Origin of the sequence: Paracnuella aquatica (assembly GCF_003332885.2) — a bacterium.
In the GTDB taxonomy this organism is placed as follows: Bacteria; Bacteroidota; Bacteroidia; order Chitinophagales; family Chitinophagaceae; genus Flavisolibacter; species Flavisolibacter aquaticus.
Window position 1 is genome coordinate 103,904 of sequence record NZ_QOWJ01000002.1, and the last position, 26,518, is coordinate 130,421.

The 26,518-nt window shown below is 52.3% G+C and carries 22 protein-coding genes; 9 read left to right on the plus strand and 13 right to left on the minus strand.

Annotation, left to right across the window (positions count from 1 at the left end):
* Nucleotides 1–2 precede the first annotated feature (2 nt).
* On the plus strand, nt 3–578 hold the full coding sequence (locus tag DRJ53_RS05195; protein ID WP_114234545.1) for a TVP38/TMEM64 family protein: 576 nt from the start codon (nt 3–5) through the stop codon (nt 576–578).
* On the opposite strand, the gene DRJ53_RS05200 is transcribed toward DRJ53_RS05195, so the two are convergent.
* A complete protein-coding gene (locus tag DRJ53_RS05200) occupies nt 575–1,819 on the minus strand; it encodes a hypothetical protein (protein ID WP_114234546.1) in 1,245 nt (414 codons plus the stop codon). The genes DRJ53_RS05195 and DRJ53_RS05200 overlap by 4 nt on opposite strands.
* A 170-nt stretch (nt 1,820–1,989) precedes the next feature.
* Entirely contained in the window at nt 1,990–2,499 is a 510-nt protein-coding gene (locus DRJ53_RS05205; protein ID WP_114234547.1) for a c-type cytochrome, read from the minus strand.
* A gap of 353 nt (nt 2,500–2,852) precedes the next feature.
* On the opposite strand from DRJ53_RS05205, the gene DRJ53_RS05210 reads away from it, so the two are divergent.
* A complete protein-coding gene (locus DRJ53_RS05210) occupies nt 2,853–3,047 on the plus strand; it encodes a hypothetical protein (protein WP_114234548.1) in 195 nt (64 codons plus the stop codon).
* A gap of 192 nt (nt 3,048–3,239) precedes the next feature.
* On the opposite strand, the gene DRJ53_RS05215 is transcribed toward DRJ53_RS05210, so the two are convergent.
* Nucleotides 3,240–5,114: a patatin-like phospholipase family protein gene (locus DRJ53_RS05215; RefSeq protein WP_114234549.1), complete on the minus strand. Its 1,875-nt coding sequence runs from the start codon at nt 5,112–5,114 to the stop codon at nt 3,240–3,242.
* 255 nt (nt 5,115–5,369) lie between these two features.
* Nucleotides 5,370–9,902: a T9SS type B sorting domain-containing protein gene (locus tag DRJ53_RS05220; RefSeq protein WP_114234550.1), complete on the minus strand. Its 4,533-nt coding sequence runs from the start codon at nt 9,900–9,902 to the stop codon at nt 5,370–5,372.
* Between the two features lie 144 nt (nt 9,903–10,046).
* Here DRJ53_RS05220 and nagB point away from each other — a divergent pair, with 144 nt between their 5' ends.
* Nucleotides 10,047–11,948, plus strand: a complete 1,902-nt coding sequence (nagB, locus tag DRJ53_RS05225) for a glucosamine-6-phosphate deaminase (protein ID WP_114234759.1) — start codon at nt 10,047–10,049, stop codon at nt 11,946–11,948.
* Between the two features lie 211 nt (nt 11,949–12,159).
* Here nagB and DRJ53_RS21945 read toward each other — a convergent pair whose 3' ends face one another.
* From DRJ53_RS21945 to DRJ53_RS05260, 7 genes are all read right to left on the minus strand, one after another.
* The gene (locus tag DRJ53_RS21945; RefSeq protein ID WP_479680808.1) at nt 12,160–12,510 is read right to left on the minus strand and encodes a DUF1328 domain-containing protein; all 351 of its coding nucleotides are present in this window, start codon (nt 12,508–12,510) and stop codon (nt 12,160–12,162) included.
* 80 nt (nt 12,511–12,590) lie between these two features.
* Nucleotides 12,591–14,042, minus strand: coding sequence for an amidohydrolase (locus DRJ53_RS05235; RefSeq protein WP_114234551.1), 1,452 nt, complete (start codon nt 14,040–14,042; stop codon nt 12,591–12,593).
* Nucleotides 14,043–14,146: 104 nt separating this feature from the next.
* Nucleotides 14,147–15,007, minus strand: a complete 861-nt coding sequence (locus DRJ53_RS05240) for an SDR family oxidoreductase (RefSeq protein WP_114234552.1) — start codon at nt 15,005–15,007, stop codon at nt 14,147–14,149.
* A gap of 232 nt (nt 15,008–15,239) precedes the next feature.
* On the minus strand, nt 15,240–16,229 hold the full coding sequence (locus DRJ53_RS05245; protein WP_114234553.1) for a potassium channel beta subunit family protein: 990 nt from the start codon (nt 16,227–16,229) through the stop codon (nt 15,240–15,242).
* Between the two features lie 404 nt (nt 16,230–16,633).
* A complete protein-coding gene (gene lptC, locus DRJ53_RS05250; RefSeq protein ID WP_162303806.1) occupies nt 16,634–17,170 on the minus strand; it encodes an LPS export ABC transporter periplasmic protein LptC in 537 nt (178 codons plus the stop codon).
* A 64-nt stretch (nt 17,171–17,234) separates the two neighbouring features.
* The gene (gene bamG / locus DRJ53_RS05255) at nt 17,235–18,611 is read right to left on the minus strand and encodes a BamG family beta-barrel-assembly machinery protein (protein WP_114234555.1); all 1,377 of its coding nucleotides are present in this window, start codon (nt 18,609–18,611) and stop codon (nt 17,235–17,237) included.
* On the minus strand, nt 18,580–19,314 hold the full coding sequence (locus tag DRJ53_RS05260) for a type III pantothenate kinase (RefSeq protein ID WP_114234556.1): 735 nt from the start codon (nt 19,312–19,314) through the stop codon (nt 18,580–18,582). The genes bamG and DRJ53_RS05260 overlap by 32 nt, the downstream gene beginning before the upstream one ends.
* 137 nt (nt 19,315–19,451) lie before the next feature.
* On the opposite strand from DRJ53_RS05260, the gene DRJ53_RS05265 reads away from it, so the two are divergent.
* Nucleotides 19,452–20,564 carry a mandelate racemase/muconate lactonizing enzyme family protein gene (locus tag DRJ53_RS05265; RefSeq protein ID WP_114234557.1) on the plus strand — a complete coding sequence of 371 codons (1,113 nt, stop codon included), beginning with the start codon at nt 19,452–19,454 and terminating at the stop codon, nt 20,562–20,564.
* 239 nt (nt 20,565–20,803) lie between these two features.
* Nucleotides 20,804–21,094 carry an isoamylase early set domain-containing protein gene (locus DRJ53_RS05270; RefSeq protein ID WP_114234558.1) on the plus strand — a complete coding sequence of 97 codons (291 nt, stop codon included), beginning with the start codon at nt 20,804–20,806 and terminating at the stop codon, nt 21,092–21,094.
* 248 nt (nt 21,095–21,342) lie between these two features.
* On the opposite strand, the gene DRJ53_RS05275 is transcribed toward DRJ53_RS05270, so the two are convergent.
* A complete protein-coding gene (locus tag DRJ53_RS05275) occupies nt 21,343–21,966 on the minus strand; it encodes a DNA-3-methyladenine glycosylase family protein (protein WP_114234760.1) in 624 nt (207 codons plus the stop codon).
* 208 nt (nt 21,967–22,174) lie between these two features.
* Here DRJ53_RS05275 and mnmC2 point away from each other — a divergent pair, with 208 nt between their 5' ends.
* Nucleotides 22,175–22,894 (plus strand): tRNA (5-methylaminomethyl-2-thiouridine)(34)-methyltransferase MnmC2, encoded by a 720-nt coding sequence (mnmC2, locus tag DRJ53_RS05280; RefSeq protein ID WP_114234559.1) that lies wholly within the window; start codon nt 22,175–22,177, stop codon nt 22,892–22,894.
* Nucleotides 22,895–23,080: 186 nt separating this feature from the next.
* Here the strand turns inward: mnmC2 and dnaN are convergent, their stop codons facing one another.
* Nucleotides 23,081–24,196, minus strand: coding sequence for a DNA polymerase III subunit beta (gene dnaN, locus DRJ53_RS05285; protein WP_114234560.1), 1,116 nt, complete (start codon nt 24,194–24,196; stop codon nt 23,081–23,083).
* A 76-nt stretch (nt 24,197–24,272) separates the two neighbouring features.
* Between dnaN and DRJ53_RS21090 the strand changes: the two genes are divergently transcribed.
* From DRJ53_RS21090 to DRJ53_RS05295, 3 genes are all read left to right on the plus strand, one after another.
* Nucleotides 24,273–24,482, plus strand: a complete 210-nt coding sequence (locus DRJ53_RS21090; RefSeq protein WP_123893375.1) for a hypothetical protein — start codon at nt 24,273–24,275, stop codon at nt 24,480–24,482.
* Nucleotides 24,483–24,583: 101 nt separating this feature from the next.
* Entirely contained in the window at nt 24,584–25,873 is a 1,290-nt protein-coding gene (locus DRJ53_RS05290) for a YbjN domain-containing protein (protein ID WP_241558461.1), read from the plus strand.
* A gap of 167 nt (nt 25,874–26,040) precedes the next feature.
* The gene (locus tag DRJ53_RS05295; RefSeq protein ID WP_114234562.1) at nt 26,041–26,430 is read left to right on the plus strand and encodes a GxxExxY protein; all 390 of its coding nucleotides are present in this window, start codon (nt 26,041–26,043) and stop codon (nt 26,428–26,430) included.
* The last annotated feature ends 88 nt before the right edge of the window (nt 26,431–26,518 follow it).

A 26,518-nucleotide genomic window follows, 5' to 3' on the forward strand; every position in this document is an offset into this window, starting at 1 on the left:
CAGTGAAAGAACAAGTTCTCCAACTATTTAGCCAATACTCCGAAGCCGCATTGTTCATCAGCTTGCTGGTAAGCATCGTGGTGGCGGTGCTGGGCCTGGTGCCCAGCGTGTTTGTGACGGCGGCCAACATCCTGTTTTTTGGGTTTTGGCGCGGCACGCTCATTTCTTTTCTGGGCGAAGCCTTGGGTGCCGTGGTTTCTTTCTGGCTGTATCGCAAAGGATTTCGCAACATGATGGGCGGCGCATTGAACCGTTACCCCAAAGCCCGCCGGCTGGTTGGGGCCACGGGTATGGAAGCAGCCATGCTTATTCTTTCCATGCGCCTGCTACCTTTTGTGCCGTCGGGGCTGGTCACCTTTGCGGCCGCAGTAGGCACCGTGCCGGCGTGGCTGTTTGTTACCGCATCTTCGTTGGGAAAATTGCCAGCCCTGCTGCTGGAAGCTTATGCAGTGTACCAGGTAACAGCTTTTGGGTGGCAGGGAAAATTATTGCTTACAGTTGCTGCGCTGGGGCTAATTATTTGGGTGTGGCGGCGGATGAATGGGCCAAAAGGATCAGGCGAAGAATCCGCGTCTTAATATTTGTCCAAAGCAATGGAACCGTCCGTGTTTACATTCAAATGCGGCGCCTTCAGGCTGGCCGCAAAAAGCAGCAATGCTCCTGTAAACAGCAGTATAGCCGCTACCCACAGCAGCCAGTTGTACAACGGGCTGTTGGTACCCAGCAACAAGCTGGTGCCCTGTAATGCCAATAGCGCTTCCTGCATCAGCACACCTGCGGTAAACACCCACACCGCCAGCCGGGTAAAACCGAGCCTTGCCGGCAGGCCTTTCCACTGGATGTAATGCGCCAATAAATACAGGCTGACCAGCCCTAGGAAAATAAGGTGCAAAAAACCAATGATGATGGAACGTAGCCCAAACACGGCTTGTCCCAGCTCGGGTACCAGTGTGCCGCTTTGCAAAATTGATTTTACTACAAAAGAAAGCAGCACCAGCCGCCACATGATGCGGGCAAGGCGGTGCTCCAAAAACGATGCGTGAAGCAACTGCTGCCGCAACTGCCACAGGGCAGCTAGTGATGCCAGCAGCAATACCACGCCAACGGCCGACACTACATCGAACCAAAGCGGGTGGTGGTGCCAAAGCAGCGACAAAAACAGGGTGGGCACTACTGCCGCACATTGCAGCATGGCAAAACGCCGGGCAGCAGGCGGTGCATTTTCCCCAAACATTCGTTGGAATGCAAGGGCAAAAACGCCCAGCGTAAACAACCCATTGTACTGGAAATGGAGGTAATAATATTGCGCATCGCGGTGCAACACGGCATCCACATTGCCCGAGCCCCACAGCCACCCCAGCATGATGGGCCCGGCCACCGACAGCACCGTGCTGCCCAATGCTCCCGCAACTAATAACAAGGCCGGATTGTTTGGAACAACCCGCGGCATTTTTTTAAAAAAAAGAACCACAAACCAGGCCGCAGCCACCACGTACACGCCGGCAAAAATGAGGGCTACTGCACTAAAGCCTTGCAGCAGCAACGCCACCAACATGCCCCAGCACGAAATAGCCACTGCCCACAGCAGGGGCGCAAAGCGGGCTCGCTGCAGCGGTGTTATAAAGGTGTAGGTAAACAGCACAAACAAGGAAAACGAAACCCACCCGTTGAATGCAAAATGGGTATGTGCGGCCAGCAAGTTGCGGTAGTCGATAAAGGGGATGGAGAAAACTATTTTGCTACGTAACAACAACCCAAGCATGGCCACCACGGCAAGGTGGGCCAGCGAAATATTGATCCATAACTTTTGTTTGGTCATGCCTGCGGTTGAACAAATAATGCCGTTGCAAAACGGGAATGCGCAGCACAAAAATAACAACGGCGGCGCCATTGCAGCCGTTGCCTAAAACAAAAGACACAGCCAGCCCACACGTTGCCGTGTTGTAGCCGCTGTGCCTTTTTATCCGTTATAAGAAACCCGGGGTGTCGTTAGCTTTTGCCGTCGTTGTTACGCATGAACTCCAGTATGGCCCTTGCATCCTCATCGGAGAGGTTTTGGTTGGGCATGCGCACCAGGCACTCTTCCAGCATTTTCTGTGCGGCAGGGTCCTTTTGCAGCATCTCATCCACGTTGGTGGAAAAGTTCATGATCCATTCCGGTGTTCTGCGGTCGGTAACGCCTTTCCAGCCCGGGCCCACCATTTTTTCATCGGTGAGTTTGTGGCAGCTCTGGCATTTCATTTCATACACGGCCTTGCCGCTGGCTACCATTTTTTGATCCAGCGGGTGGGTAAGCTCCACGTTTTGAAACTTGCCGATGCCTTTATCGCTGGCAGTTGCATCTGTTGTAGTGGGTGCAGGATCGGTAGTTGTAGGTGTGGTGGCAGCGGCATCGTTGTCTGTTGTGCTTGCTGTATTATTGCTGTCGTTGCCGCAACCCACGGCTGCAGCCAAGAAGCCCCATCCAAGCAGCAAGCCCAAAAATTTTTGCTTTGTCATAAAATGGATTTTGTTAGAAATGTACAGGGAGGGGTTGTAAAAAACATGCCAGCACAAGTGTAGCGCCCAATAGTTTGCGGCTGTTGCTAAAGCATTTTATGGTGGTAAAACAATTATCGGGACGCAAAAACAGCCTTTTGAGACATAGCGCTTTTATTTAATAAAAACAGAAACGTCCCATTGAAATCCGTTCTGTTTAATTATCACCCCTAATATTATAAAAATCGCTATGGGAAAAGGCGGATGACTGAATAGAAACTAAATTATTGCCGGGCCTCTTTTAAAACCGCTTTTAGGGCGCCTGTATTGGATTTGAGGGTAATTTTGCGCACCAATATCTAAAGACGGTACCTATGCAAAAGCAAACCCTCCAGTTCCCTAACATAGAAAGCCTTGCGGCATTTGCCCGCCAGGTAAGTGCGGGCTACCTGATCAACACCAACAAGCTTACCCTCACGGGCGGCTTTCGCGATGCCGATATTGAACTGGCCCAGCTTCGGTTCGATGCTTCGCTGGTGGAAACCAATGAAAAAACTTATCAGTACTAATACTGTGGCCGCCATTGCTATTGTGGCCGCAGGCTTTTTGTTTGACAAATAAGCTTAGCGAGTTTCGTAAAACCAACCTCCGATAAGGCTTGCCGTTTCTCTAATTTTTTCAAACCGCATTTCTTATACCCGTCCTTCTGCACGGAATGCTTGGCTTTTAATAAAGTCTTTTTTCAAACCGCCGGCTCCCGTCTACTCCCTGCCTGATTTAGCTGTAGCATTTTCCGCCACACCAGCTTCATTTGGCGTGTGGTATTTTGGCTTCATCAACTTTCTTTCACGCAGGTTGGTTTTAATAATCGACAACACTTTTGCAGCGATCTTATCATCCACCCGGCCGGCCATAAACGCGATTAGTTTATCCACCAAAAAGTTGGAATCGTAGGCATTGCGCACCAGCGTGTTTGCCCGCTTTTTCACCTGGTCAAAATAGTTGTCGATATAAGCCTCTTCCGGCAGGTCCATTTTGTACAGTGGCAGTTTGGCTTTTTCGGTGTACACTATTTTGCGCAGCGAATCGGACACCTGTACTTCTTTTACTTTCATGGGCTCGGGCAGGTCCAAATCCGGTATCACCGGCACCCATTTGGCGCCTTTTTCATCCGTATAGCTAAAGCGGTCCAGCGCCTCTTGGCTGCCATAACCTTTCAGCACGGCCTCCACGCATTCGTAATGTTCGGTGCCGGGTGTTTCGGCCACGTTTACCACAAAATATTTCCGCAAAAAGCTCTGACAGTTGTGCCGGCCCAGGAAAAAGTCGTGCACCCGGTACTCGCGGCTGATGAAGCCGCCAAAACCGCCCAGGGCACCGCAGGCAATGGCATGCTCCGGCTTTTCCACATCGCTGCGCGACGGCGCCACGATATGCAAGCCATAGCTTTTTTTGTCGTAGGCATCAATGGCTTCCTTGGCATCAAACAGCAGTTGGGCCCGCATGGCGCCCACCAGGTTCAGGCCATAGCGCAAGATGGTTTCCGACTGGTGGCTCGGCTCTTCGATGTCGAAATCATAACTCGGGAACGGGTCGATCAGGAGCACGGAATAGTTAGTGAGCTTGCTTTTTTCCGCCATCCGTTCGGTGTCGCTCATGGCGTTCACTGCCTCCAGCATGGCGTCCATATTGCGTTCTTTCAGCCTGATCTGGAGCATCATGTCGCGCAGCATTTCCACCGGCTCGTTGTTCGATGTGCCGCCGTCGGCGTTGAGGCTGCGGTACAAGTCCTCCCGATCTTTTATGTTTTTACCCAGGCCAATGGTTTCCTGGTCAAACTTGTCGTTTTTACGGAAAAATGGGTTGTCCCAAATGTATTTGGCCTGGCGCTCCACGATGCGCGGTCGCAGGCCAATGGGAAATGCGCCGGTAGCTTTGGATGCCTGGATCACCTGCTTTAGTTTTTCCAGGTTGTTGAACGACACCTCCATGCGGCCGTCGCCCTCATAAGCATCGCCCCACCTGAAGTGCGCCATATCGCGATGCTCCGATACATATTGCTCCGTGGCAGCGTTGGCTTTACTACTCAGTTGGTATTTAATGCCCGTTACGTTAAACAGGGTCATGAACAATTCTAGGTCGCGGCTAAGAAACGGCGGCGTGTTGGTGCCTTCGGTTTTCGACCGCTCGGCAAGGTGGCGCACATACTGTTCGAAATTGTCGGCAACCGCATCAATAAAACGCGAGTTCATGGCCGAAGGGATGTGGTAATCCTGGATGTCGCTGTCGTCGAGCATTTCGGAAAACACATCGCTGTTGCCCGTAAGTTCCACCCATGTTTTCCAAAAAATATTCTTGTCGGGGTTAACGGTGTAGCTGTTGTCGGGGTGCAGCACCGGGTGCTCCACTTTATCGCGCATGCCAAAAAAGGCCATGCCCGCAGTAATGCCGCCGCCCGATGAGCCGCCCAGCAAGTCGATCTCTACGCGATGGCTTGGGATGCTGGGATCCTGGCCTCGGGCCGCTTCCCATTTGGTTAGCGCTTCCAGCAAAAAATCGATGACGCCAGCGGTATACGCACCGGCCGATACCGAGCCGGCCATACACAAACCCAGGTGAAAAGTAGGTTGACTCATAAAAAATGATTTGCAATCCAGTAATTGAATGATTGTATTGCGAGGCGGTGCAGGATGTTGGATTGGCGGGTTCGGGTGGTAGCTTTCAGGCCTGTTGGCGGCGGGTTTGGAAAATGGGCGGCAATGGCGAGCAGGTGCCCTTAATTGCCTATCTGCAAGATTGCGAAACAGATAAACATTAAACCTACAATGAGCCTTTTATAAATGCAATAGGGTTTGGAAAAAATTCCATCTGCGACGGACGCCAATCAATAGTTACCGAACCAGCAGCACCATGCCCTTGAGATGTGTTTTCTTACCATCGGCCTGTGTTACGGTTAGCAGCCACACGTAGTTTCCGGAGGGCAGCTTTTTATTGGCAAGCGAACCGTTCCAGCCCCATTGCGGATCATTGGGCGCCACGCCCTGCACCCCAAACACCTGCTGGCCCCAGCGGTTGAAAATGCGGAACTCATTTACACGCACCACATCGGGGCCTGCCATTACATAAAACACATCGTTCAGACCATCGCTGTTGGGTGTAAAGGCATTTGGCATATTTACCCCGCCGCCGCTAAAGGTGCGCACCGTAGCCAAAGCCGTATCGGTACAGCCATATTCATTGGTGGCAGTGAGCATGTACTGCATCGTGTACTGCGGCGTGGCCATTGGTGCCGGGCAGGTGGTGCACGACAAAAACAGGCCCGGCGTCCAGTTGTACAAAGTAATGGTGCCGCCGCTGGCGCCCGCTTGCAGCATCACCGGTTGCAGGCGCCCCAAGGCCGTATCAGAAGGCGTAATACTGGCCACAAAAGGTATGATGGGCATCGCATGGGCATTGTTGGTAAAATCGGATTCGGTAAATGCGGCGCTGCTGTTGCCACCGGCACCGCCTTTATCATTGACCACCGCCACCAACTGGTTGCTGGCGGGTGTTTGCACAATATGGGTGTACACCTGGCAACTATCGGCTGCAGCGGCTTGTGTATAAAAAACCGGCTGCAGCAATTTGCCCGAACCCGAAGCGCCGTCGTAAAAAGAAACCGGCAGCCCTTTGGGCACTGAATCGTAGCGGTTGCCCACACAAATGCGGAACCGGACCAGCGTAGTGCTGCTGCTGTAGCAGGCCGTTTCCAAAATTTCAATCCTGAAATCAGGCGGCAACACTTTTACCACGGCTGTGCCCCTGATTGGGCAGCCATACCGGTTATTGGTGGTCATGCGCACCGTATCGGTGGCAAATGGCGTTACCTGCGGCTGCGGGCAACTGGTGCAGCTTAGCGTGTAACCGGCACCGTTAGCCCACCGGGTGGTGGCGGGGTCCACCACCGCCGATGTAATGTTCATCATCACTGGCGATTTGCGGAGCACCGTGGTATCGGCGGGTTGCAGTTGCACCGTTTGGGGCTGGTAGGCAAGCTGTGTAATATTGTTGGTGTAATCTTTTTCCTTGAAGGTTGTATCCGGCCCGTTATTCATGGGCAGCGTAGCGCCGTCGCTGTTTATTGCGGCAAACAAAACGCCTGCATCCTTGCCGCTTACTTTGTGCACATAAGATGCTTTTTGCGCAGCTACATGCGCCGGTGTATAAAACAGTGGGCCCGACAGTTTGCCGCCGCCAGCTGGGTTGCCATCGAAAAATGCCACCGGCAAATCCTTGCGCAAGGTGCCCCGCCTGAAGCTGTTATTAATGGTAAACCACACCACCAGGCTGTCGTTGGCAGCGCAGATCACGCTGTCGATTACCACCGTGTAATCGTCAGCTGGTGGCACTTTGATGAATACAAAAGCCGTGTCGGTACAGCCCCAGAAGTTGGCTGCCACTACCCGCTTGGTACGCGAGGTATCGGCCAGTAGCTGCGGGTTGGGACAATCGGTGCAACTTAGCTGTGCGGCGTCGCTCCAGCGATAACTGCGCACCGAATCGGGGCCGGCAGTTGCACTTAATTGCAAGGTATCGCCGGGCTCCAGCACCGCCTGCGCCGGGGTAACCAAAACCCTAAATCCTGCGTAATTGGAGGAGTGCCCATTGTTGGAATAATTCTTTTCCAAAAGTGGCGTTGCAGGCAGTACCCGTGGCAGTGCCCCGCCGCCATCATTTATCAACATAAAAAGATCGCCGCTGTTACCCGCAGCCAGCCTAAAGTTGAATGTTTCTTCTTTTTTCCGCACTGTATCCTGCAGCACAAAAGCGGGCAGCAACGGGATAGCATTTGCCGACAGAGGATCGCCGCGGTAAAACCGCACTTGCAGCCCTTTGGGCAAAACGCCGCGTTTAAAACTGTTGGCCACGGAAAAAGATACCTGCAGGCTGTCGGCATTATCGGCACATTCCACCTTGTTGATGCGGCCAGAAAAATCGTTGTACGGCGGCACTTTAATGGAAACCGCAGCACTATCATAGCAGCCGTAAATGCTGATTACCAGCACCTGCCGGATGGTATCGGCGGTATCGGCAATAAAACGCGGGTTGGGGCAGGTAACGCAACTCAGGTTTTGCGCCGGGCTCCACCGGAACGACCGCAGCGCATTTGGCCCACCCGATGCAAAAAGCTGCAGCGTATCGCCGGGTTCCATTACGGCGTTGGCAGGCTGCGCTGTGGCGCGGAACCGGAAACCGGAGTACACCGCAAAATTGTTGTCATAGTTTTTTTCAAACATGGGGCTGCCCGGCAACTGCACCGGCACCACTGCGCCACTATCGTTGAACACGGCATACAGCGTATTGAGGTTGGGGCGGCCTACATCCAAAATGGTTGTGTACAGGTAACTGCAGCAAAAGCCTTCCACCGGCTGCTCCAGGAAAAATGCGTTGCCTATTTTTTTGGCGCCGGCCACCTTTGGATCGGCATCATAAAAGGCAATGGGCGTACCCGCGGGTATGGCGGCATAGCCCGAGTTGCATACAAAAAACGAAACGCGGATCTTGGTTTGCTCAAAACAATCAACCCGGCTGATGTACACCTGACCGTCCTGCGTGGCATCGAACACATTTACCGGGAACACATCCGTGGTATCGGCGCAGCCGCCCGATGTGGCCACCAGCCGGAAATAATACATGCCCGGTTCGGTAAATTCATAGAGCAGGTTTTTGGAGGTGGCAATGGTCTGTTCCACCCCGGTTTGGGTACGCATCAGCCAGGTGTAAGATTGTGCATTTTCGGAAGTGTTGGTAAACAAAACCGTGTCGAGGTAAATGGGTGCCTTTGCGGCAAGGGTTCTTTTGTCGGTAAAAAACCGGGCGGTCACGCCGCAGTTGACCACCACATAACTTGTTTGCGTGGCAAAACAGTTATTGCCGTCGGCGGCCTTCAGCGTTATTTTAAACCGGCCCGTCCGGGTAAACTGATGGGCATAGTTGGTGGAAGTGGCCACCAGCGTATCATTTACCAGCCATTGGTATTGCGTAGCGCCGGAAGAGTTGTTGGTGAAATCCAGTTTATCGCCTACCACGGCATGCGGGCCACGCCAGCTAAACCGCGCTGCAATATTTCCGGTACAGGGCTTTTCGCATTTGTTTTCGAGCAAGCCCTTTCGCACTGTGGCCAGCACGCCGCGCATCCGTTCGGCCTGGCCTTCGGTAAACTCATTCTGGCAAGACTCAAGGCTGTAATCCATAAAATTGTGGATGGGGTCGGTTGTGTCCCGCGCAAACCCCGACAGCGTATCGGTGTTGCATGAGTTCATCGGGTCGTTGCACGAGGTAACGCCATTCATCACCACATCGGGCGGCGTATCGCAAACGCGGTCGCCGTTGGTGCTGCAATCGGCGTTGTAGCAGCTCATACCTTCAAACGTGTGGTACAACCCAAGATAGTGGCCCATTTCGTGCACCAGCGTTACGCCATAGCCCGTAGAAACAATGCCATCGAGCGGGCCGCCACCGGGCGGCATAGTGGCATAAGCACCGATGGGGCCCAATATCCATTTGCCGCAGGCATAGGTCATAAAACCCTCGTAGTCCATCGTGTCCACCATCCAAATGTTGATGTAATGCTGCGGGTCCCACTGCACCAGGTTTTTTAGCTTGCGGTCTTCAATTACGGGGTTGAGGTGGCCGCCAAAAAAAGACGGTGTGCGGGTAATGCCTGTGGTAATGCCGCCTTCGGGATCGGTTTGGGCCAGGCAAAAACGAATGCGGGTATCTGCGCCTTTGCTAGCTGCAAATTTTCCTGTTTTGCCGAAGGCGTCGTTCAATTCTTTTACCGCATCGCGGATAATGCCATCGGTTACGGCTTCGGGCTTGCGGCTAACGATGTGAAACACCACCGGCAGCGTTACCACTTCGTCCTCCAGCAGGCCAGTGCCGGATAACACCCGTGTGTTGAATGCTTTTTCCTGTTGTACATATGTGGCGCTTTGGCGCATTTGCTCCAGTATGCGGTCGGTGCCGCACGAAATGACGCCGGCTGGCGGCTGCGTTATATTTTGCGGAAACGGCTTTGATGGCGCCTGCGCCCCAACTTGTTGAACAGGGAAGGAAGACAGCACGCACCAGAGTATCAGCAGGAAAAAATTTGCCTTCATGTTTTTTGCAACAGGCTTGGGCAGGTTGTACATGCGGTGCAAACCAGCCGGGCAGCAGTGTTCTGTTTTTGGTAAAAAGGAAACGATGGGTGGGCTTTCAATAAGATTGGGGATCAAAGCAGCTCCAGGCAACCACCACGATGCATGGGCCTGTTGGATAATGCCACAAAATAAAAACTGGCCGCTATTTTCCCAATCTTTTATTCTTACAGTAGAACGTGTGTAATCAGTCAGGCTTTGCATTTTGCGGCGGCAGTAAATCAGGTGGGCTTCCAGCCACATGTTTTTAGAAACACAAACCCACTACCCGCGGCGTTGTGTTTACCGGCCAAACCAATGCGTTACCATGCGGCAGTTCTATTTACTATTTTTGGCCCGCTGCTGCCAAAGCAGTTCCATTTTACCCCACTTTACAAAATCAACACAATGATTGATGCGTTTGAAAAAATCCCGGTAAACATTTACCCCACTTACCAGGAAGGTGCAAAAGCCGCGGCTCAGAAAATAGCCGAAACCATCCGCGAAAAAGAAGCCGCAGGTCAGCCTTGCGTGCTAGGCCTGGCCACCGGCGCCACACCCAAGGCCATGTATGCCGAGCTGGTGCGCCTGCACCGCGAAGAAGGCCTGAGCTTTAAGCATGTTATTTCTTTCAACCTCGATGAATATTACCCCATCGAGCCGGAGGCGTACCAAAGCTATTACAGCTTTATGCACCGGCACCTGTTCAGCCACATCGACATTGATCCTAAAAACATACACATCCCCGACGGCAGCCTGCCGAAAGAAGAAATCAAAGCGCATTGCCTCGAATACGAAGCGCAGATAGAAGCCCTGGGCGGCATTGATTTGCAGGTGCTGGGCATTGGCGGCAACGGCCACATCGGGTTCAACGAACCGGGCTCTTCCATTTATTCCCGCACCCGCCTCATCAACCTCGAAAACTCAACCCGCCTGGCTAACGCTTATGAGTGGCCGAACATTTCGCAGGTGCCGCGGTTAGCCGTTACCGTTGGTATCTCGGTTATTTTGCAGGCAAAAAAAATTATCCTCATGGCCTGGGGCACCGGCAAGGCAGCAGTGGTGCGCCAGTCGGTGGAAGACCAGATGACGGAAGCGGTGCCCGCCTCCCTGTTGCAACAACACCCCGATACGGTGTTTTTCTTGGACGAAGGTGCGGCCAGCAACCTTACCCGCTACCGCAGCCCCTGGCTTACCGGCGATATCCAATGGACGCCCAAAATGATCAAAAAAGCAGTGGTAAACATGGCGCTGCAGCGCAACAAACCGGTGCTGTCGCTTACCGATACCGACTATATGGAAAGCGGCCTTTCGGACCTGCTGGTGGAGCTGGGCGATGCCTACGAAGTAAACCTGCAGGTGTTTTATATGCTGCGCGATTCGATCACCGGATGGCCTGGCGGCAAACCCAACGCAGTAATTCCTGCACACCCCGAACGGTCGGAGCCGTACCCCAAGCGGGTGCTGCTTTTTTCGCCGCATCCTGATGATGATATAATTTCAATGGGCGGCACTTTTCAGCGCCTGCACGACCAGGGCCACCAGGTGCATGTAGCTTACCAGACCTCGGGCAACATTGCCGTAACCGACGAATTTGTTACCCGTTTTCTGGATTTTGCCGTAGGCTTTGAGGAAATTGCCGGCATTGATAATACGCGGTCGCAGCAGATTTTGGGCGATGTGCAAACCTATTTGAGCCAGAAAAAACAAAGCAGCATGGATACGGAGCAGATTCGCGCCATCAAGGGCCTGATCCGCCGCGGCGAGGCCCGTGCTACTTGTCGCTACGTAGGCATTCCCGACGAGCAGATCCATTTTCAAAACCTGCCTTTTTACGAAACCGGAACCATCGAAAAAAAGCCGATGGGCGAACAGGATGTGCAGTTAACTGTGGAGTTGTTGCGCCAGGTAAAACCCCACCAAGTGTTTTGCGCTGGCGACCTGGCCGATCCGCACGGTACACATAAAGTGTGTTTGGAGGTGGTGCTGGAGGCGCTGCGCCGCATTAAAGAAGCCGGCGATGAATGGATTGGCAACTGCTGGTTGTGGCTGTACAAAGGCGCCTGGCAGGAGTGGGATATTCATGAAATTGAAATGGCCATCCCCATGAGCCCCGACCAGGTGCGGAAAAAGCGCTACGGTATTTTCATACACCAGTCGCAAAAAGACATGGTACCGTTCCAGGGATCGGATGCCCGGGAGTTTTGGCAGCGTGCCGAGGAACGCAATGCAGCCACCGCGGCGGAGTACGCCCGACTGGGGCTTACCCAATATGCGGCGATGGAAGCGTTTGTAAGGTGGCAGTTTTAGGGATTGACGATTGACGATTTTGGATTTACGATTGCCTCAACTGCAAGATGCTATCCTTAAAGAAAGCGCTCTGCGGGAAAGAAATCGTAAATCCGAAATCGTCAATCCAAAATAAAAAAAAGGTTACACAAACTGCGTAACCTTTCCTTAGGTATCCATTCCCTTATAAGCCAAGGGAATAAGCCCATAAAATATCTGCGCTCTTTCCTGATTAAAGCGGATCGCGAACGCCACGGCCACGGCCGGCAATTAAGCTGATCACAAACAGCACCAGGAAAATGTAAAACAGGATTTTAGCAATACCAGCTGCACCGGCAGCAATACCGCCGAAACCGAAAATCGCTGCAATAATAGCGACTACCAGGAAGATAATTGTCCAACGTAACATATTCGTAGATTTTGGGTGAATAATGCTTATTGAAAGGCAGAAAACGTGCCAGCCCACAACCAGGCGTGCCGGAATGGGGTTTGCACCCCAATTTGAATGACCCCAAAAAATGCCCGGAACCTGGCCATTGCGGGTGCTTCGGTTTTTATGGCCATAGCCATTGCCATCGGTCAATGGATCAGAAAAGCATAACCGCAAAAAGGCCAGCTACTGTTGTAGCTGGCCTTTTTTTATTTGGGTAAAAACATGGTTGCTTAATCGCGGTAGTTGAGCGCCGGCGGACGGTTGCCCAACAGGGGTTTGTATTGAAAACTGTTGCCGCGGCTGCGGTTGAATTCTTCTTTGGCTGCCTGTATCAGCGCCGGGTTGGTAAACAAATCCACCGCGGTAAACGCAAGCACTTTGGCTGCGTTGATCATGCCTTTGGTGCCTATTTCGGTGCCGCCGCTGGCCACAGCCTGCCAACTGTGCGCCGGCACGCCGGGCACCCAGGTGGCGGTGCGCAGGCCCACGGTGGGCACGGTCCAGCTTACATCGCCCACATCGGTCGATCCGCCGCCTGCATCTACCACGGATTTCAGCGGCTGCACCTTTTCTGCATCCGAAATATGGGGCACATCTGCACCCAATGACTTTTGCAGGGTTTGGGCAAAATCCCGTTCCCCGCTGGTATAGCTCACACCACCTACTTGTTGCAGTGCCTGCTGCATGGCTGCCGCCAGCGTTTTATTTACCAACAAATCATAAGTGCCGCCAATGGTTTCATAATCGGTGCGGGTTTCGGTGCCGGTGGCAGCGCCCTGCGATGCTTTCACTACGCGGTCGAAAATCTGGCGCACCACTTCGCGGTTGGGGTGGCGCACATAGTAATACACTTCGGCAAAATCGGGCACCACATTGGGTGCCTTGCCACCTTGTGTAATCACGTAATGAATGCGGGCATCGGATGGAATGTGTTCGCGCATCATGTTCACCATAAAGTTCATGGCTTCCACGGCATCCAGCGCCGAGCGGCCCCGCTCCGGCGCCGCCGATGCATGTGCGGATGTGCCGTAAAAACGAAACTTGGCAGAGGAGTTGGCCAGTGCGCTGGTCATGGTTACGCTGTTTTCCGAGCTCGGGTGCCAGTGCAACACGGCGTCTACATCTTTAAACAAGCCTTCCCGCACCAGGTACACTTTGCCCGAGCCGCCTTCTTCGGCCGGTGTGCCGTATAGTTTTACCGTGCCTTTCAGTTTACCTGATTCAATCAGTTTTTTTACTTCAATGGCTGCTGCCACCGATGCGGTGCCAAACAAATGGTGCCCGCAGCCGTGGCCGCCTGCCTGCCCGGCAATGGGCTTTTTTTCGGGTACTGCTTCCTGTGAAAGGCCGGGTAGCGCATCGTATTCGGCAAGTATGCCAATGACCGGTGCGCCACTGCCGTAGGTGGCAATAAATGCGGTGGGAATACCGGCTACGCCCCGCTCCATTTTAAAACCTTCCCGCTCCAGCGCCTGCGCCAATAGTGCGGCACTGCGTTCTTCTTTATAACCCAGCTCTGCCCAGTTCCATATTTGCAAGGCAATGTCTTTGTACTGCGGGTAGGCAGCCTGCAGGTTTTGCGCAGCAGCGGTTTTCAGCGGTTGTGTAGCAGGTGCTTTTTGTGCCTGCATGTGTAGGGCACAAGAAAGTAACAGGGTGGGAAACAACAAACGTTTACTCATGTGAATTTTTTATGGTGTTGAAAGTAAAAGTGAAAAGGGCTTGTTGCTTTTCCTGTTGCTTCCAATCATTCTGTTTGTAGCATTACAGCGGTGTACCGCCGATGTTATTCGTCTATAAAAATATCCTGCATCAATTGCTCGGATGGGTTGACGGCGTAATGTGAAAAATCGGTTATGCCTGCCTGTTGCAATACCGTTTCATCAATGAAAAAATTACCTGTGCAACTGGCTGCAGGTCTTGATAAAATTTCAAAGGCAGCATCGGCAACGATCTGCGGTGTGCGGCTTTTTTGAATGAGGAAATCGCCACCCAGGAGGTTTTGTACAGCGGCCGTTGCAATGGTGGTTTGGGGCCACAGTGCATTGGCGGCAATGCCAAAAGGTTTCAGTTCTTCGGCAAGCCCCAGCACCACCATGCTCATGCCGTATTTGCTCATGGTATAAGCCAGGTGTGCACCAAACCATTTGGGATTTAAATTAAGTGGCGGCGACAGGTTGAGTATATGTGGATTGCTGCCGCCCTTCAAATAGGGAATAGCGTGTTTGCACATCAAAAAAGTACCCCGCACATTGATGCTGTGCATCAGGTCAAAACGCTTGGCTTCCATATCGGTGGTAGGCGCCAGGTGAATGGCTGATGCATTGTTCACCAGCATATCAATGCCGCCAAATGTTTCCACAGTTTTGGCAACGGCAGCGGCAATTTGATCTTCGTGGCGTATGTCGCATTGCAGCGCCAGCGCCTTGCCGCCGGCTGCTTCAATTTCTTCAGCAGCGGTGTAAATGGTGCCTTCCAGTTTGGGGTGTGCTTCGGCGGTTTTGGCGGCAATGGCCACGTTGCAACCGGCAGCGGCCAGCTTCAGCGCAATGGCTTTGCCGATACCGCGGCTGCCGCCCGAAATCAGCACGGTGCCGCCTTTCCGCGAATTGGCAGCTGCAGTGCTATTGCTGTTTTGTTCGTTCATAAATTTATTGTTGGTGCCCAAAATGCTGAAGGAAGATAGCCCATTTTTTTGTGCGGTTGTGTGCAGTGCAGGGCGTCTTTTTTATAAAGAAAATGCGGCTTTAGAAGCCGCATTTTCTTTATGGTTGTTTTGCAAAACTGTACTGCATTATTGAGCATGGTAGTAACGTGCATCAATAGACTGCTCGCTTTTGTAAGCTTTCCTTTCGGTAAGTGAAACGATCGCAAATACCTTAAAAAGATTGCCTTACCGGCTTCGTTTGCATGATTCCTTCAATGCGCTCCATGATCTCTGGAGTGAGCAGGGGCAGCACATCCAGCGACCGCAGGTTTTCTTCCAGTTGCTCCCGGCGGGTAGCACCCAAAATGGCCGTAGTTACATTTGGGTTTTTGAGCGTCCAGGCAATAGACAGGTTGGAAACAGGCACACCCAGTTCACCGGCTAATGCAGTGAGGCTTTTTACCCGGTTCATCTTTTCTTCGGCCAGGTAACGGTCTTTCAGCCAATCGTAACCTTCCAGTGCAAAGCGGCTGCCTTCCGGAATGCCGTCGTTGTATTTACCGGTAAGCAGCCCCGATGCCAAGGGGCTCCAGATGGTAGTGCCCAGGCCAACATTTTTGTACACAGGATCGTAATCCACTTCTACTTTGTGGCGCTCCAGCAGGTTGTATTGCGGCTGCTCCACCACGGGGCCAATGAGGCGGTAATCGGCGGCCACGCGGTGGGCTTCCATTATTTCGGCTCCGCTCCATTCCGATGTGCCCCAATACAGGATCTTGCCCTGCTGCAGCAACATGTTCATGCTCCACACCACTTCTTCAATGGGCACATTGGGGTCGGGGCGGTGACAAAAATAAAGGTCGAGATATTCTACCTGCAGGCGTTGCAGCGCTTCGTGGCAGGCCTCGATGATGTGCTTGCGGCTGAGGCCGGTCATGTTGGGTTTGTTGGCCGGGCCACGCGAACCGAAAAATACTTTGGAACTAACGGTGTAGGATGACCGATCCCATGCTTTTTTGCGCAGCACCCGGCCCATCAGGCGTTCGCTTTCGCCACGGGCATACACTTCGGCGTTGTCGAAAAAGTTGATGCCGCTATCGTAGGCTAGCCCCATCAGCTCATCGGCCAGCGAGTCGTCAACCTGTTTGGAAAAAGTAACCCAGCTGCCAAAAGACAGTGCACTCAGTTGCAGGCCACTGCGGCCCATTCTTCTATATTCCATGTGGGATGTTTGATTAAGGTGGAGTGAAGTTAAGTAAAGTCGGAAGTCCGAAGACCGAAGTCGGTAGAAGAACAAGATGGCGGGCTATTGTACCAATTTGTGTTGTCATCCTGAGCGCAGCGAAGGATCTGAGCCTGCACTAACCGGCCTCTTGAAAAACAAAATGAGCCCGCTTATATTCACGAAATAACTTTCGATACAACGTTCAGATCCTTCGCTGCGCTCAGGATGACAAGGCCGGATGCAGGCTTAAAAAAGAAAACTATGAATGTGGGGTATTCGTTTTACCGGCGGCAAAAACGACGAAACCGAAAGCTAAAAACAATACATTTCCCAGCCTGCACCACCAACTCTATCAGGCTGCTCCATCTTCCGACTTCCGTCTTCGGTCTTCCGACTCCTCCCTACATTCCCGGCGGGGCGGCAATCACACCTTTCGGCTCAAAAATGTAGGTGTTGCTCAGGTCTTGGTCGGCTTCGAGGCCGCGGCCGCCATTTACCGTTTTATCGGAGGTTTTGATGCGCACCACTTTATCGGTGTAAAATTTACCTGTGGCCTGGTTCCACCAAAGGTCGGGGCTGCGCAGCGTATCGCCCTGCACGTTGGCCACTACCACGCTGTCGCGCAGGTACACGCGGTTGGTGGTTTCAAAATATTTGCCGTACAGCGCATCCAGCTCGCTTTCCTTTTTACCCGTGCTGTCGTAAAAATCAACATGCAGGCTTTTGGGAAATTCTACGTACACCGTATCGGTGCTGTAGCGCAACATCAGCGGTGCCGTAAGGCGGGCACGCATCCGGCCACCCTGGCTAAACAGGGTGTTGATGTTGTGGGCTTCCTCCACCAGCACCTTGGTGCCGGTCCATTCCTGGATGGCTTCTTCGCTGTTTTCGCAGGCGGAGAAGAAGAAAATAGATGATAGACAACAGGCAACAGACAATAGCCGATGGTTGTTAAACCATCGGCTACCGAAATGTATTTTCTTTTCGTTTGTGCGTTGCCGTTTAATCATATTTACGTTTGCTAAACCAGGCATCAGAGAAGGAAAGGCCTACGGAAACACGGAACAGGTTTTCGCGCAGCGTATTGTCGTTGTTGCCGCGGCGCATGGCCTCGAAGCCCAGGTTGATCACCGTAAACTGGTACGGTGCCATGCGGCTCGATGGAATGGGCAGGCCCACACCCAGCGTAATGCCGTATTGGGGCAGCTCGCGGCCCAGTTTTATATAATCGGGGCCGGTAAAAAATCCGGCGCGGTAAGCTACGTTGGTAAAATAGCTGCGGCCCGGTTTGGGGCGCAGTTGGCCGCCCACACGCAGTTGCCAGTTGTCCTGCACTGAATCCTGCTGGCCGAAAAAGCGGTATTGGCTCCATTTGTTTTGCACCAGGTCGGCACCCAGCATCCAGCCGGCGCCGGTTTGTTGTACATTTTCCAGCACAAAACCATAGGTAAATGATGCAGGGAAAGTAACCTCGCCGGGGCGGTCGGTTTCGGAGTAAACCGAGTCCAGCTTGCTGTCGCCGTTGTTCGGGTCGCGGATAATGGTTTCGCGAATGATATCGCGGCGGGCATTGATCTGTTGTTTTATATTGCCGCTGGCGCCCAGGCGCAGCGCGGTTTCTTTACCTACCTTGATCTTGTATTGTACACCGGCATTAAAAAACAACCCGCCCAGCGATGTGGCATCGGTGTGGTTGGAGCTGTTGTATGCCAGCGAATCGTTCATGATGGAGCGCTTGGTGGTGTATTCTTTGCGGCCAAACAGGTAGCCCACGTTGGCACCCACGCTCAGGTTTTTAATGGCAAAACCGGTACCTACTGAAGGCAGGTACGTGCCGCCGTTGCCCGAAAATTCGGTGTAAGCACTGTCGATGCTCATGCCGGTTTCGGGGTTTACCAGCAATTCGTTGCGGCCCACTTTATAACCAATGCGGGTCAGCGGCCGCAGGCCAAAACTCAGGCCCCAGTTGCGGCGCAGCGGAATGCCCATCTGCAGGTAAGAAAAATATGAGTTGGTGGTCGAAAAGTTGGCAGTTTGGTTGGGGTTGCGCAGAGTGCGGTTTTCCACGTTGATGCCCACATCAAGCAGCACCCGGCCATAGAGCATTTTTTTGCTTCGCTGCTCCAGTATGGCGCTAAAGCCCGAGTAAGATGCTGGGTTGTTGAAATTGACAGAAAGCTGTTCCGAGTAACCTGCCGAAATACCACCCATGCCCCTGTTCAGGATATTTGTGTTTGGCGACAGATCGCCCAGGCCATAACGGGAGTAAGGCGAGTTGCCCTGGGCAAACACCGCAGACTGCCCCAGAAAAAGGGCGGCCGCCAAACCACAGGCCTGTAAAGATTTTTTACTGGCCGCGGTTAACTTCACTAATTGCATATAATCCTTTAAAAATGAGATGAGGGTCGGCAAATATCTTATTTTTCAAATGGGGCGCCAAAAAGGGTATATCACCCCCGGTTAACAGCACGTTAAAGTTGGCATACCGCGCTGCATAGGCTTCTACAATGCCATCGATCTCTTTAGCCATGCCCAATACGGCGCCTGATTGCAGGTTTGTAGCAGTATCGTAGCCCACCAGCGGCACGTTCCAGGTGGCCTCCACCATGGGCAATTTGGCCGTAAACTGGTGCATGGCCCGCAGGCGCATTTCCAGCCCCGGCGAAATGGATCCGCCCAAAAACTGGTGTTCGCTGTTGATAAAATTGAACGTGATGCAGGAGCCCAGCCCAATGGCAAGGTTATGCCCGTTGGGGAATAAAAAAACCGCTGCAGCGGCCAGCGCCAGACGATCGGCACCCATGGTTTCGGGTTTGCCCACCGGCACTGTAAACGGCAGCTGCGACAGGTGCGACAGTTTATGAAAACGGGTTCGGGCCGCCAGCAAAGCTTCCAGCTCGGGCGGGTGGTTTACCACCGACGACAAAATGGACGCTTCGGGGCCGTACTGGTCCATCAGCGCAGCCACTTCGGCCAGCACCCCGGCCTCCGAAAAATGAAAGGTCTGCACCAGTTTTTTGTCGGTAAAAAGGGCGGCTTTCCACCGGGTATTGCCAAAATCGAAACAAACAGTTGGGTTCACAAGCTGGCTTTAGCAGGCGGCAAGATAGGGCAAGAATGCCGAACCGCAGGACTTGGACGGTGGCGTAAAAGTTGCCGCCCTTTTACCGCACCGGCACAAAACTGTAATATTTGTGCTATGCCCTTTAAAATACACCCATGGCAGCCGCACCAATCATCACCGCTGTTTCGCTTTTCCGCCTCGATATTCCGCTGAGGGAGCCGTTTGTAATTTCGCTGGGGCCTATTGAGCGGGTGCAGAATGTGGCAGTGCACATACAAACCAGTGCGGGCCTCAGCGGCTGGGGTGAGTGCAGCCCTTTTGCCACCATCAATGGTGAAACGGCCGAAACCTGCCTGGCCGTAGGGCGCCTATTTGCCCGGGCACTGCACGGAAAAAATGCACTGGATATTGCAGGCAATGTGGCCCTGATGGACCGGCTCATTTGGGCCAACAGTTCCATCAAAAGCGCCTTTGATATGGCACTGCACGATATTGCGGCGCAGCATGCCGGCCAGCCGCTGTACCAGTTTTTGGGTGGCCAAAATGACAAGCCTTTACATACCGACATGACCGTAAGCCTAGGCCCTGGCGAAAAAATGGCGGCCGATGCGCTGCGGTTTCAGCAGGAAGGGTTTACCGTCATCAAGGTAAAACTGGGCGGCCACCCCGATGAAGATATCGCCCGGATGGGGGCCATCCGTAAAGCCATTGGGCCGCACCTGCCGCTGCGCATTGATGCCAACCAGGGCTGGCCCGATGCGCCAACCGCCCTGAAGGTTCTACAAGCCCTTGCACCTTTCGGCATCCAGCATTGCGAAGAACCCATTCCGAGGTGGCTTTTTACGGAACTGCCGCAGCTTTCTGCAGCATCGCCCATACCCATTATGGCCGATGAAAGCATGTGCAGCCCTCATGATGCGCAGCGGCTTATTGCCCTCAAGGCATGTCCGCTGTTTAATGTAAAACTGGGTAAATCGGGTGGGCTGCACCATGCGGCCAACATTGCCGGGCAGGCGGCCGGTGCCGGCATCGGGCTGCAAGTGGGCGGTTTTATGGAAAGCCGCCTGGGCATGACCGCTGCGGCACACCTGGCGCTGGCCAGCCCCGCGGTACATTTTTGCGATTTTGATACGCCGCTGATGTTTACGGAAGACCCGGTGGAGGGCGGGTTTCAGTTTGGCCCCAATGGACTTATCCAAATGCCACAGACTCCCGGCTTGGGCGCCGCATTTTCACCCCGGTTTTTGGAAGTCGTTTTTTCAGTTTGACCAAGGTCTTTTTTGGCCCGGATAAAACTGATATGGCGGAAAACGGCAATTTTTATTGATGGGCTAAAAATTTTACCCGTATCCGCAAAGCGAAAATTGTTGCTGCTCTTCAATTAAATACACATATTATTTTTCCCAAAACCAAAATGGCTTGAACAATATTTTGTATGTAACCGGTTACTTTTTTCCTTTGTGGGGCATTAACCAGCAAAACACCAACCTCCTAAATACCTTAAAAAATGGTAACAAAGACGTATTTCAAAACAAAGGATTACTGTAAAGTGAAGTTTTCCTTTAAGGTAGAAAACGCCGAAACAATTGAGATCCTGGGACTGAACAGCGACTGGGAAAACTCGGTGGTGATGAGCCGCAAAAAAGACGGCACATTTTCCTGCGAACTGTCGCTGCCCAAAAATTCGGAGCACGAATTTAAATACCGCATCAACGAAACGGAGTGGATGAACGACCCCGATGCAGACGATCAGAAGATCAATGAATTTGGCACCAAAAACAGCGTGATCGTACTGTAAGCCTCCGTTTTCGTAAAGGCCGTTGACTGACCGAACTTTTATTTTACTACATATGCTTGCCGGTGACCGGTGGTGCTTTAGTGCCAGACCGCACCGGCATTTTCATGTGTAACCGGTGATTTGTGGGATTGGAAAGGATTTGAATGATTGGAGGCTGCGTGTGGAAAAGGCGCTTAATTGATCAACATTTGATTATTTAAAATTGAGCGTTTTCACCTGCGTACCAATCCATTTATGCTTTGATCATGTCAATCCTTTTTAATCTTACCAATCACCGGTTCATCTTTCCATCGCCACAGGTGCAGGCAGGCGTATGTGCGGTAGGGAGCCCAGTTTTCGGCCACTGCCGTCATGGCCTGGCGAAAGGCTTTTTTGTTGCTGTCGTCGAGGCCGTACAGGCCCTTTATGGCCACCTGTATGCCGTAATCATCGGGGGCAAAAACATCCTCGCGGCCAAGGGTAAACATCAGGAGCATTTCCACCGTCCAGCGGCCCACGCCTTTGATTTGCGTCAGCAAGTCGATGAGTGCTTCATTTTCCATCTTGCGCAGCTTGGCATCGGTCAGTTTTTGGGCGGTAAAAAATTCGGCTACGTTCAGTACGTACTGCGCCTTTGCATTGGACAAGCCAATACCGCGCAGCGTTTGGTGCGGCGTGGCGGCTATCTGCTGCGGCGTTGGCTCGGTGCCGCCATACAACTCCAAAAACCGGCGAAACAACACCTCGGCCACTTTGGTGCTCAGCTGCTGGCCCATGATGGAAGCACACAGGCGCAGGCAAATATTTTTGCGCTGCTTTACTTCGTGCGGGCCTTGCCGTTCTATCAGGGCTGCAAGCTTGGGATCGGTGCTGAGGTGGGCGGTATAGTGCATAAAAGGCAAGATAAGGAGGAAGTGGGAAGACGGCAGTCCGCAAAGTCCGAAGAATGAGATCCGAAAAGTCTGAAAGGTCCAGAAAGAATTTGATGCAGATTCAACAGGCTTTGCGGAAATAAACGTTCTGTTTAGCAAAACATCTTTCCAGCCATTTTCTTCTTCCGTCTTCCGACCTCGGACTTCCGACTCCTTCTTAACTTGCCTCATGAATCGCCAGATCATTTCCACGGCCGATGGGTCGCATACGGTGGCCATTCCCGAGATGGGGGTTACCTATCATTCGCACCACGGCGCCGTGCAGGAGAGCCTGCATGTGTTTATTGAAGCCGGGCTTTATTGGCGGCTGGGGCTTACTGGTCAGGCCACTGAGGCGGGCGCCCACAACAGTAGCGAGCCGGCAAGTGGCCAGACCAGTAAGCAGCCCCTGCACATTTTTGAAATGGGCTTTGGCACCGGCCTCAATGCCTACCTCACGGCCCTTGCCGCCGAGCGGCTTCAAAGCCCTATTCATTATACCTCTGTAGAAAAATTCCCGCTGTCGGCCGAAGAAGCCTCCGGACTCAACTACGCCGGGGAGAACCCAGAGCTATTCCACCAATTACACAATGCGCCATGGGAACAAACCGTCGCCATCAACCCCCTGTTTTCCCTGCATAAATCCAACGCCGACCTCCTTGCTTTTTCACCCAACGAGCCCTTCGACCTGATTTATTTCGATGCCTTTGCACCCACCGCCCAACCCGAGTTGTGGACCGAAGCGGTTTTTTCCAAACTGTTCAACCACACCAATGCCGGTGGCGTGCTGGTAACTTATTGCTCCAAAGGTGTGGTGCGCCGCGCCATGCAGGCAGCAGGTTTTACCGTTACCAAAATCCCCGGCCCGCCGGGTAAGCGGGAAATGGTGAGGGCGGAAAGGAGGAGTTGAGAGTTGACAGTTGATAGTCCGGAGTCTGGAGTTGGCAGTTAGCTGTTAGCTGTTCCTTTTAAAGCCAAGGGAAAAGATTTAGCTGTATATAAAAAACGAGCACTCCCAATGGAATGCTCGTTGTATAAAGTGCGGGGCGTTCTTACCCGCTAAAAATTAATCTTTAAATCCTTTCCAATCCTCAAGTCACTGGTTCAACATCAGCGGCATCACCAGCATCAGCAGGTCTTCGCCTTCTTCCTGCTCCATTGGTTTCAGGATGCCGGCCTTGGTAGGCGTACTCAGCTCAATGCGTACTTCGCTGCCGTCGGCGGCGTTCAGCATCTCAATCAGGAAGCGGGCATTAAAGGCAATGGTCAGGTTTTCGCCATCGTACTGGCACTGCATCCGCTCATTTCCTTCAAAAGAAAAATCTACGTCCTGTGCGGCCAGCTGCAGCTCGGAACCTGAAATATTCAGCGCTACCTGGTTGGTGCTTTTGTTCGAAAACACGCTTACCCGGCGCAGGGCACTTTGAAACAGGCTTTTTTCCAGTACCAGCTTATAAGGATTGTCGGCTGGAATCACCACTTTATAATCGGGGAAACGGGCATCGATCAGGCGGCAGCTCATTTGCGTAGTGCCATGCACCACAAACAGGTGGTTGGGGTTGTACGAAATCGTCAGCTCGTCCTCGTTGTCGGGCAGGGCCGATTTCAGCAGGTTCAGCGGCTTTTTGGGCACAATAAACGAGTCGGGGCGGGGGCAGCTTACATCGGTGCGCTTGTACCGCACCAGGCGGTGCGCATCGGTGGCCACAAACTGGATGTACTCTTTGTTCAGTTCAAAAAACACACCGGTCATAGCGGGGCGCAGGTCGTCGTTGCTCACCGCAAACAGGGTTTTATTAATAGCCGTTACCAGCGCTGTTGAAGGCATGGTAAACGATGTGGTATCATCAGCAGTGGGTTCTTTTGGAAAATTATCCGGGTTTTCGCCCATCACCTTGTACTTGCCATTATCGGAGGTGATCTCTACACCAAAGTTTTTGTCGATGGTAAAGGTCAGCGGCTGGTCGGGCAGGTTTTTCAGCGAGTCCATCAGGATCTTGGCTGGAATGCACACCCGCCCGGCCTCGCGGGCCTCCACGTCCATTTGTATGCGCATCACCGTTTCCAGGTCGGTAGCCACCACCGTCAGGCGGCTGTTGGCCACTTCAAACAAAAAATCTTCGAGGATGGGCAAAACGGTATTGGCGTTGATCACGCCATTTATATGCTGCAGTTGTTTCAGTAGCTGCGAAGAGGAAACGATGAATTTCATAAACCTTTTTTCTTTTGCTGTATGGCCAGAGCTGTTCTTTTATATACAAAACGAACAGGGGCGAAACTAAGCATTTTTGATGCAAATGAAGGTTGCCGGCCCGCGGGTGTTGATAAGTTGGTTTTTGGTAAAAATGGCGGCGCACCAATATTTCGTACCCTTTTTTGAAGCGGCACTTTTGGCGCAGCCGCTGCCTAAAACCAGCACAACAATAGATCAAGCTCATGTTTGGGGCAAAGCGCATCCCCTTATCTTTAATGCTCACTGGTTGCGGCCCATATTTTGAAGCAAACCATTTTCCCTGCGGCGCCCCGGTGCCCGCATGGTGCTCAACAAGGCTTGCATACTATGTTGGAAAAGTTGTTTAAAAGATCAAAACCCGAAGATTTGGACGAAACCACACCCGCCATCCGCTTTGGCCGGTACTCCGATAACAACAAACCGGTGGAGAAAGTAGCCAAGTGGAACGAAGCCGATGCCTTGTTTAAGGAAAAAAAATACCACCAAAGCATCCGCACCTTTTTCGACTACCTCACCGATGATGCGGAAGGCAACCTGGTGCACCAACCCGATGGCGACACCGCGGGAACTTTTTTAATTTACCAGGGCTCGCAGGTGGTGCGGGGCCGCTACGATGCCGAAAAGCTGGAAGCCAGCACCGTGCTGGCACGCATGCCGCAGCCTTCGGTGCCCGTGATGCGGCGCCTGCTGGAGATCAATTTTAAATTGTACTACTCTTCGTTTGCGTTGGACGGCGAAAAACTGTGCATGCTGTTTTCGTCAGACATTGAAACCGCCAACCCCAGCAAGCTGTATTACGGCCTGAAAGAACTGGCCACCCGCGCCGACAAACAAGACGACTTGCTGGTACAGGATTTTACCACGCTGCAGGCCATGGATAAAGACCATGTGCTGGGCATACCGGAAGAGGAGAAAGAAGTAAAATACAAATGGTTTCAAAAATGGATCCGCGAAACACTGGAACTGATCGAAGGCGTGGATGCCGATAAATACTCGGGGGGCATTGCCTACGTGCTGCTGGCGCTGGCTTACCGCATCGATTTTTTGATTGTGCCCGAAGGCAAACTGCTGCTGGACCTGGAACGAATTGTGGAAACTTATTTCCGCAAAGACAACCGCCCCGTGCCGGAAAAGAACGGCGAAATGATTGAGTGTTTCCAAAAAATGGCGGGCCGCACCAGGGAGCAGTTTATGCCTTACCTGTTCCGGTCGCGGTACACGTTTGCCATTGTATCGCCCCAGAGCTATAAGTCGGTGGGCGATGCCATTTACAACGCCAATCAAAACATCAACTGGTACAAGGAAAACAAACAGGCACGCATAGCCGCACTTATTGCGGAGTACGGTTTCGCTTACTGCCAGTTTACGTATAGTTTGCCCCGCCCCATCACCGAATTTTTTATCCTGTTCATGCAGGTTTCATACAGCGGTTATTTCAACGATCTTGGGTATAATATAAAATTCACCAACGAAGACGGCACTTACAACCAGGAGGCCATCACCGCCGAAATTGCCCGCATCCAGGATGCATGGAAAGGCAAATATGGGGAAATGAAATTCCGCACCGACCGCCTGAAATGGGACAATGCCGTGGCGTTTAACCAGTCGTTTACGAATGAGATTGAGTCCTTAAACATGGAAACCGCGAACCAGTGATTTGTATGATTAAGGAATGATTATATGATGCTTCAGCAAATGGCTACCCAAGATCAGGATGCCTCAAGTGTTACTGGAAATGTTCGTATCATACAAAAATCATTTCTAATCACACAAATCACCGGTTCCTGCTTGCAACCGTTTTGAGGATGATGTAACTTTTGTTGATGGCTGACGGTTACAAATATTCCAAACTGACGGAGCAAATTATCGGATGTGCAATGCGGGTACATGGTGCGTTGAAAAATGGTCATCGGGAGGTGGTTTACCAACGCTGCATGATAATAGAGTTAGAAAAAGCAGGCATGATATTTCGGCAAGAAGTGGACATGCCTATATTTTATGAAGGTGTTGTAGTGGGAAGGCGAAGAATAGATTTGCTTGTTGAAAACAATATTCCAGTTGAGTTAAAAGCGCTGGCAACTTTGGAAAATGAGCACTTGGCACAAGCAATCAACAATCTAGAAACACACCGCTTTGCGATTGGGCTGCTGATCAATTTTGGAGCGAAAAACCTTCAATTTCGGCGCGTGATCAACAATAAAATTGATACGTAGACCTAATGGCCTGCATCTTGCACCGGAAAAATTTCACTGCATTGGCAACCATTTGCCGCAGCGTCATTAAAATCATTACAAATCCTAC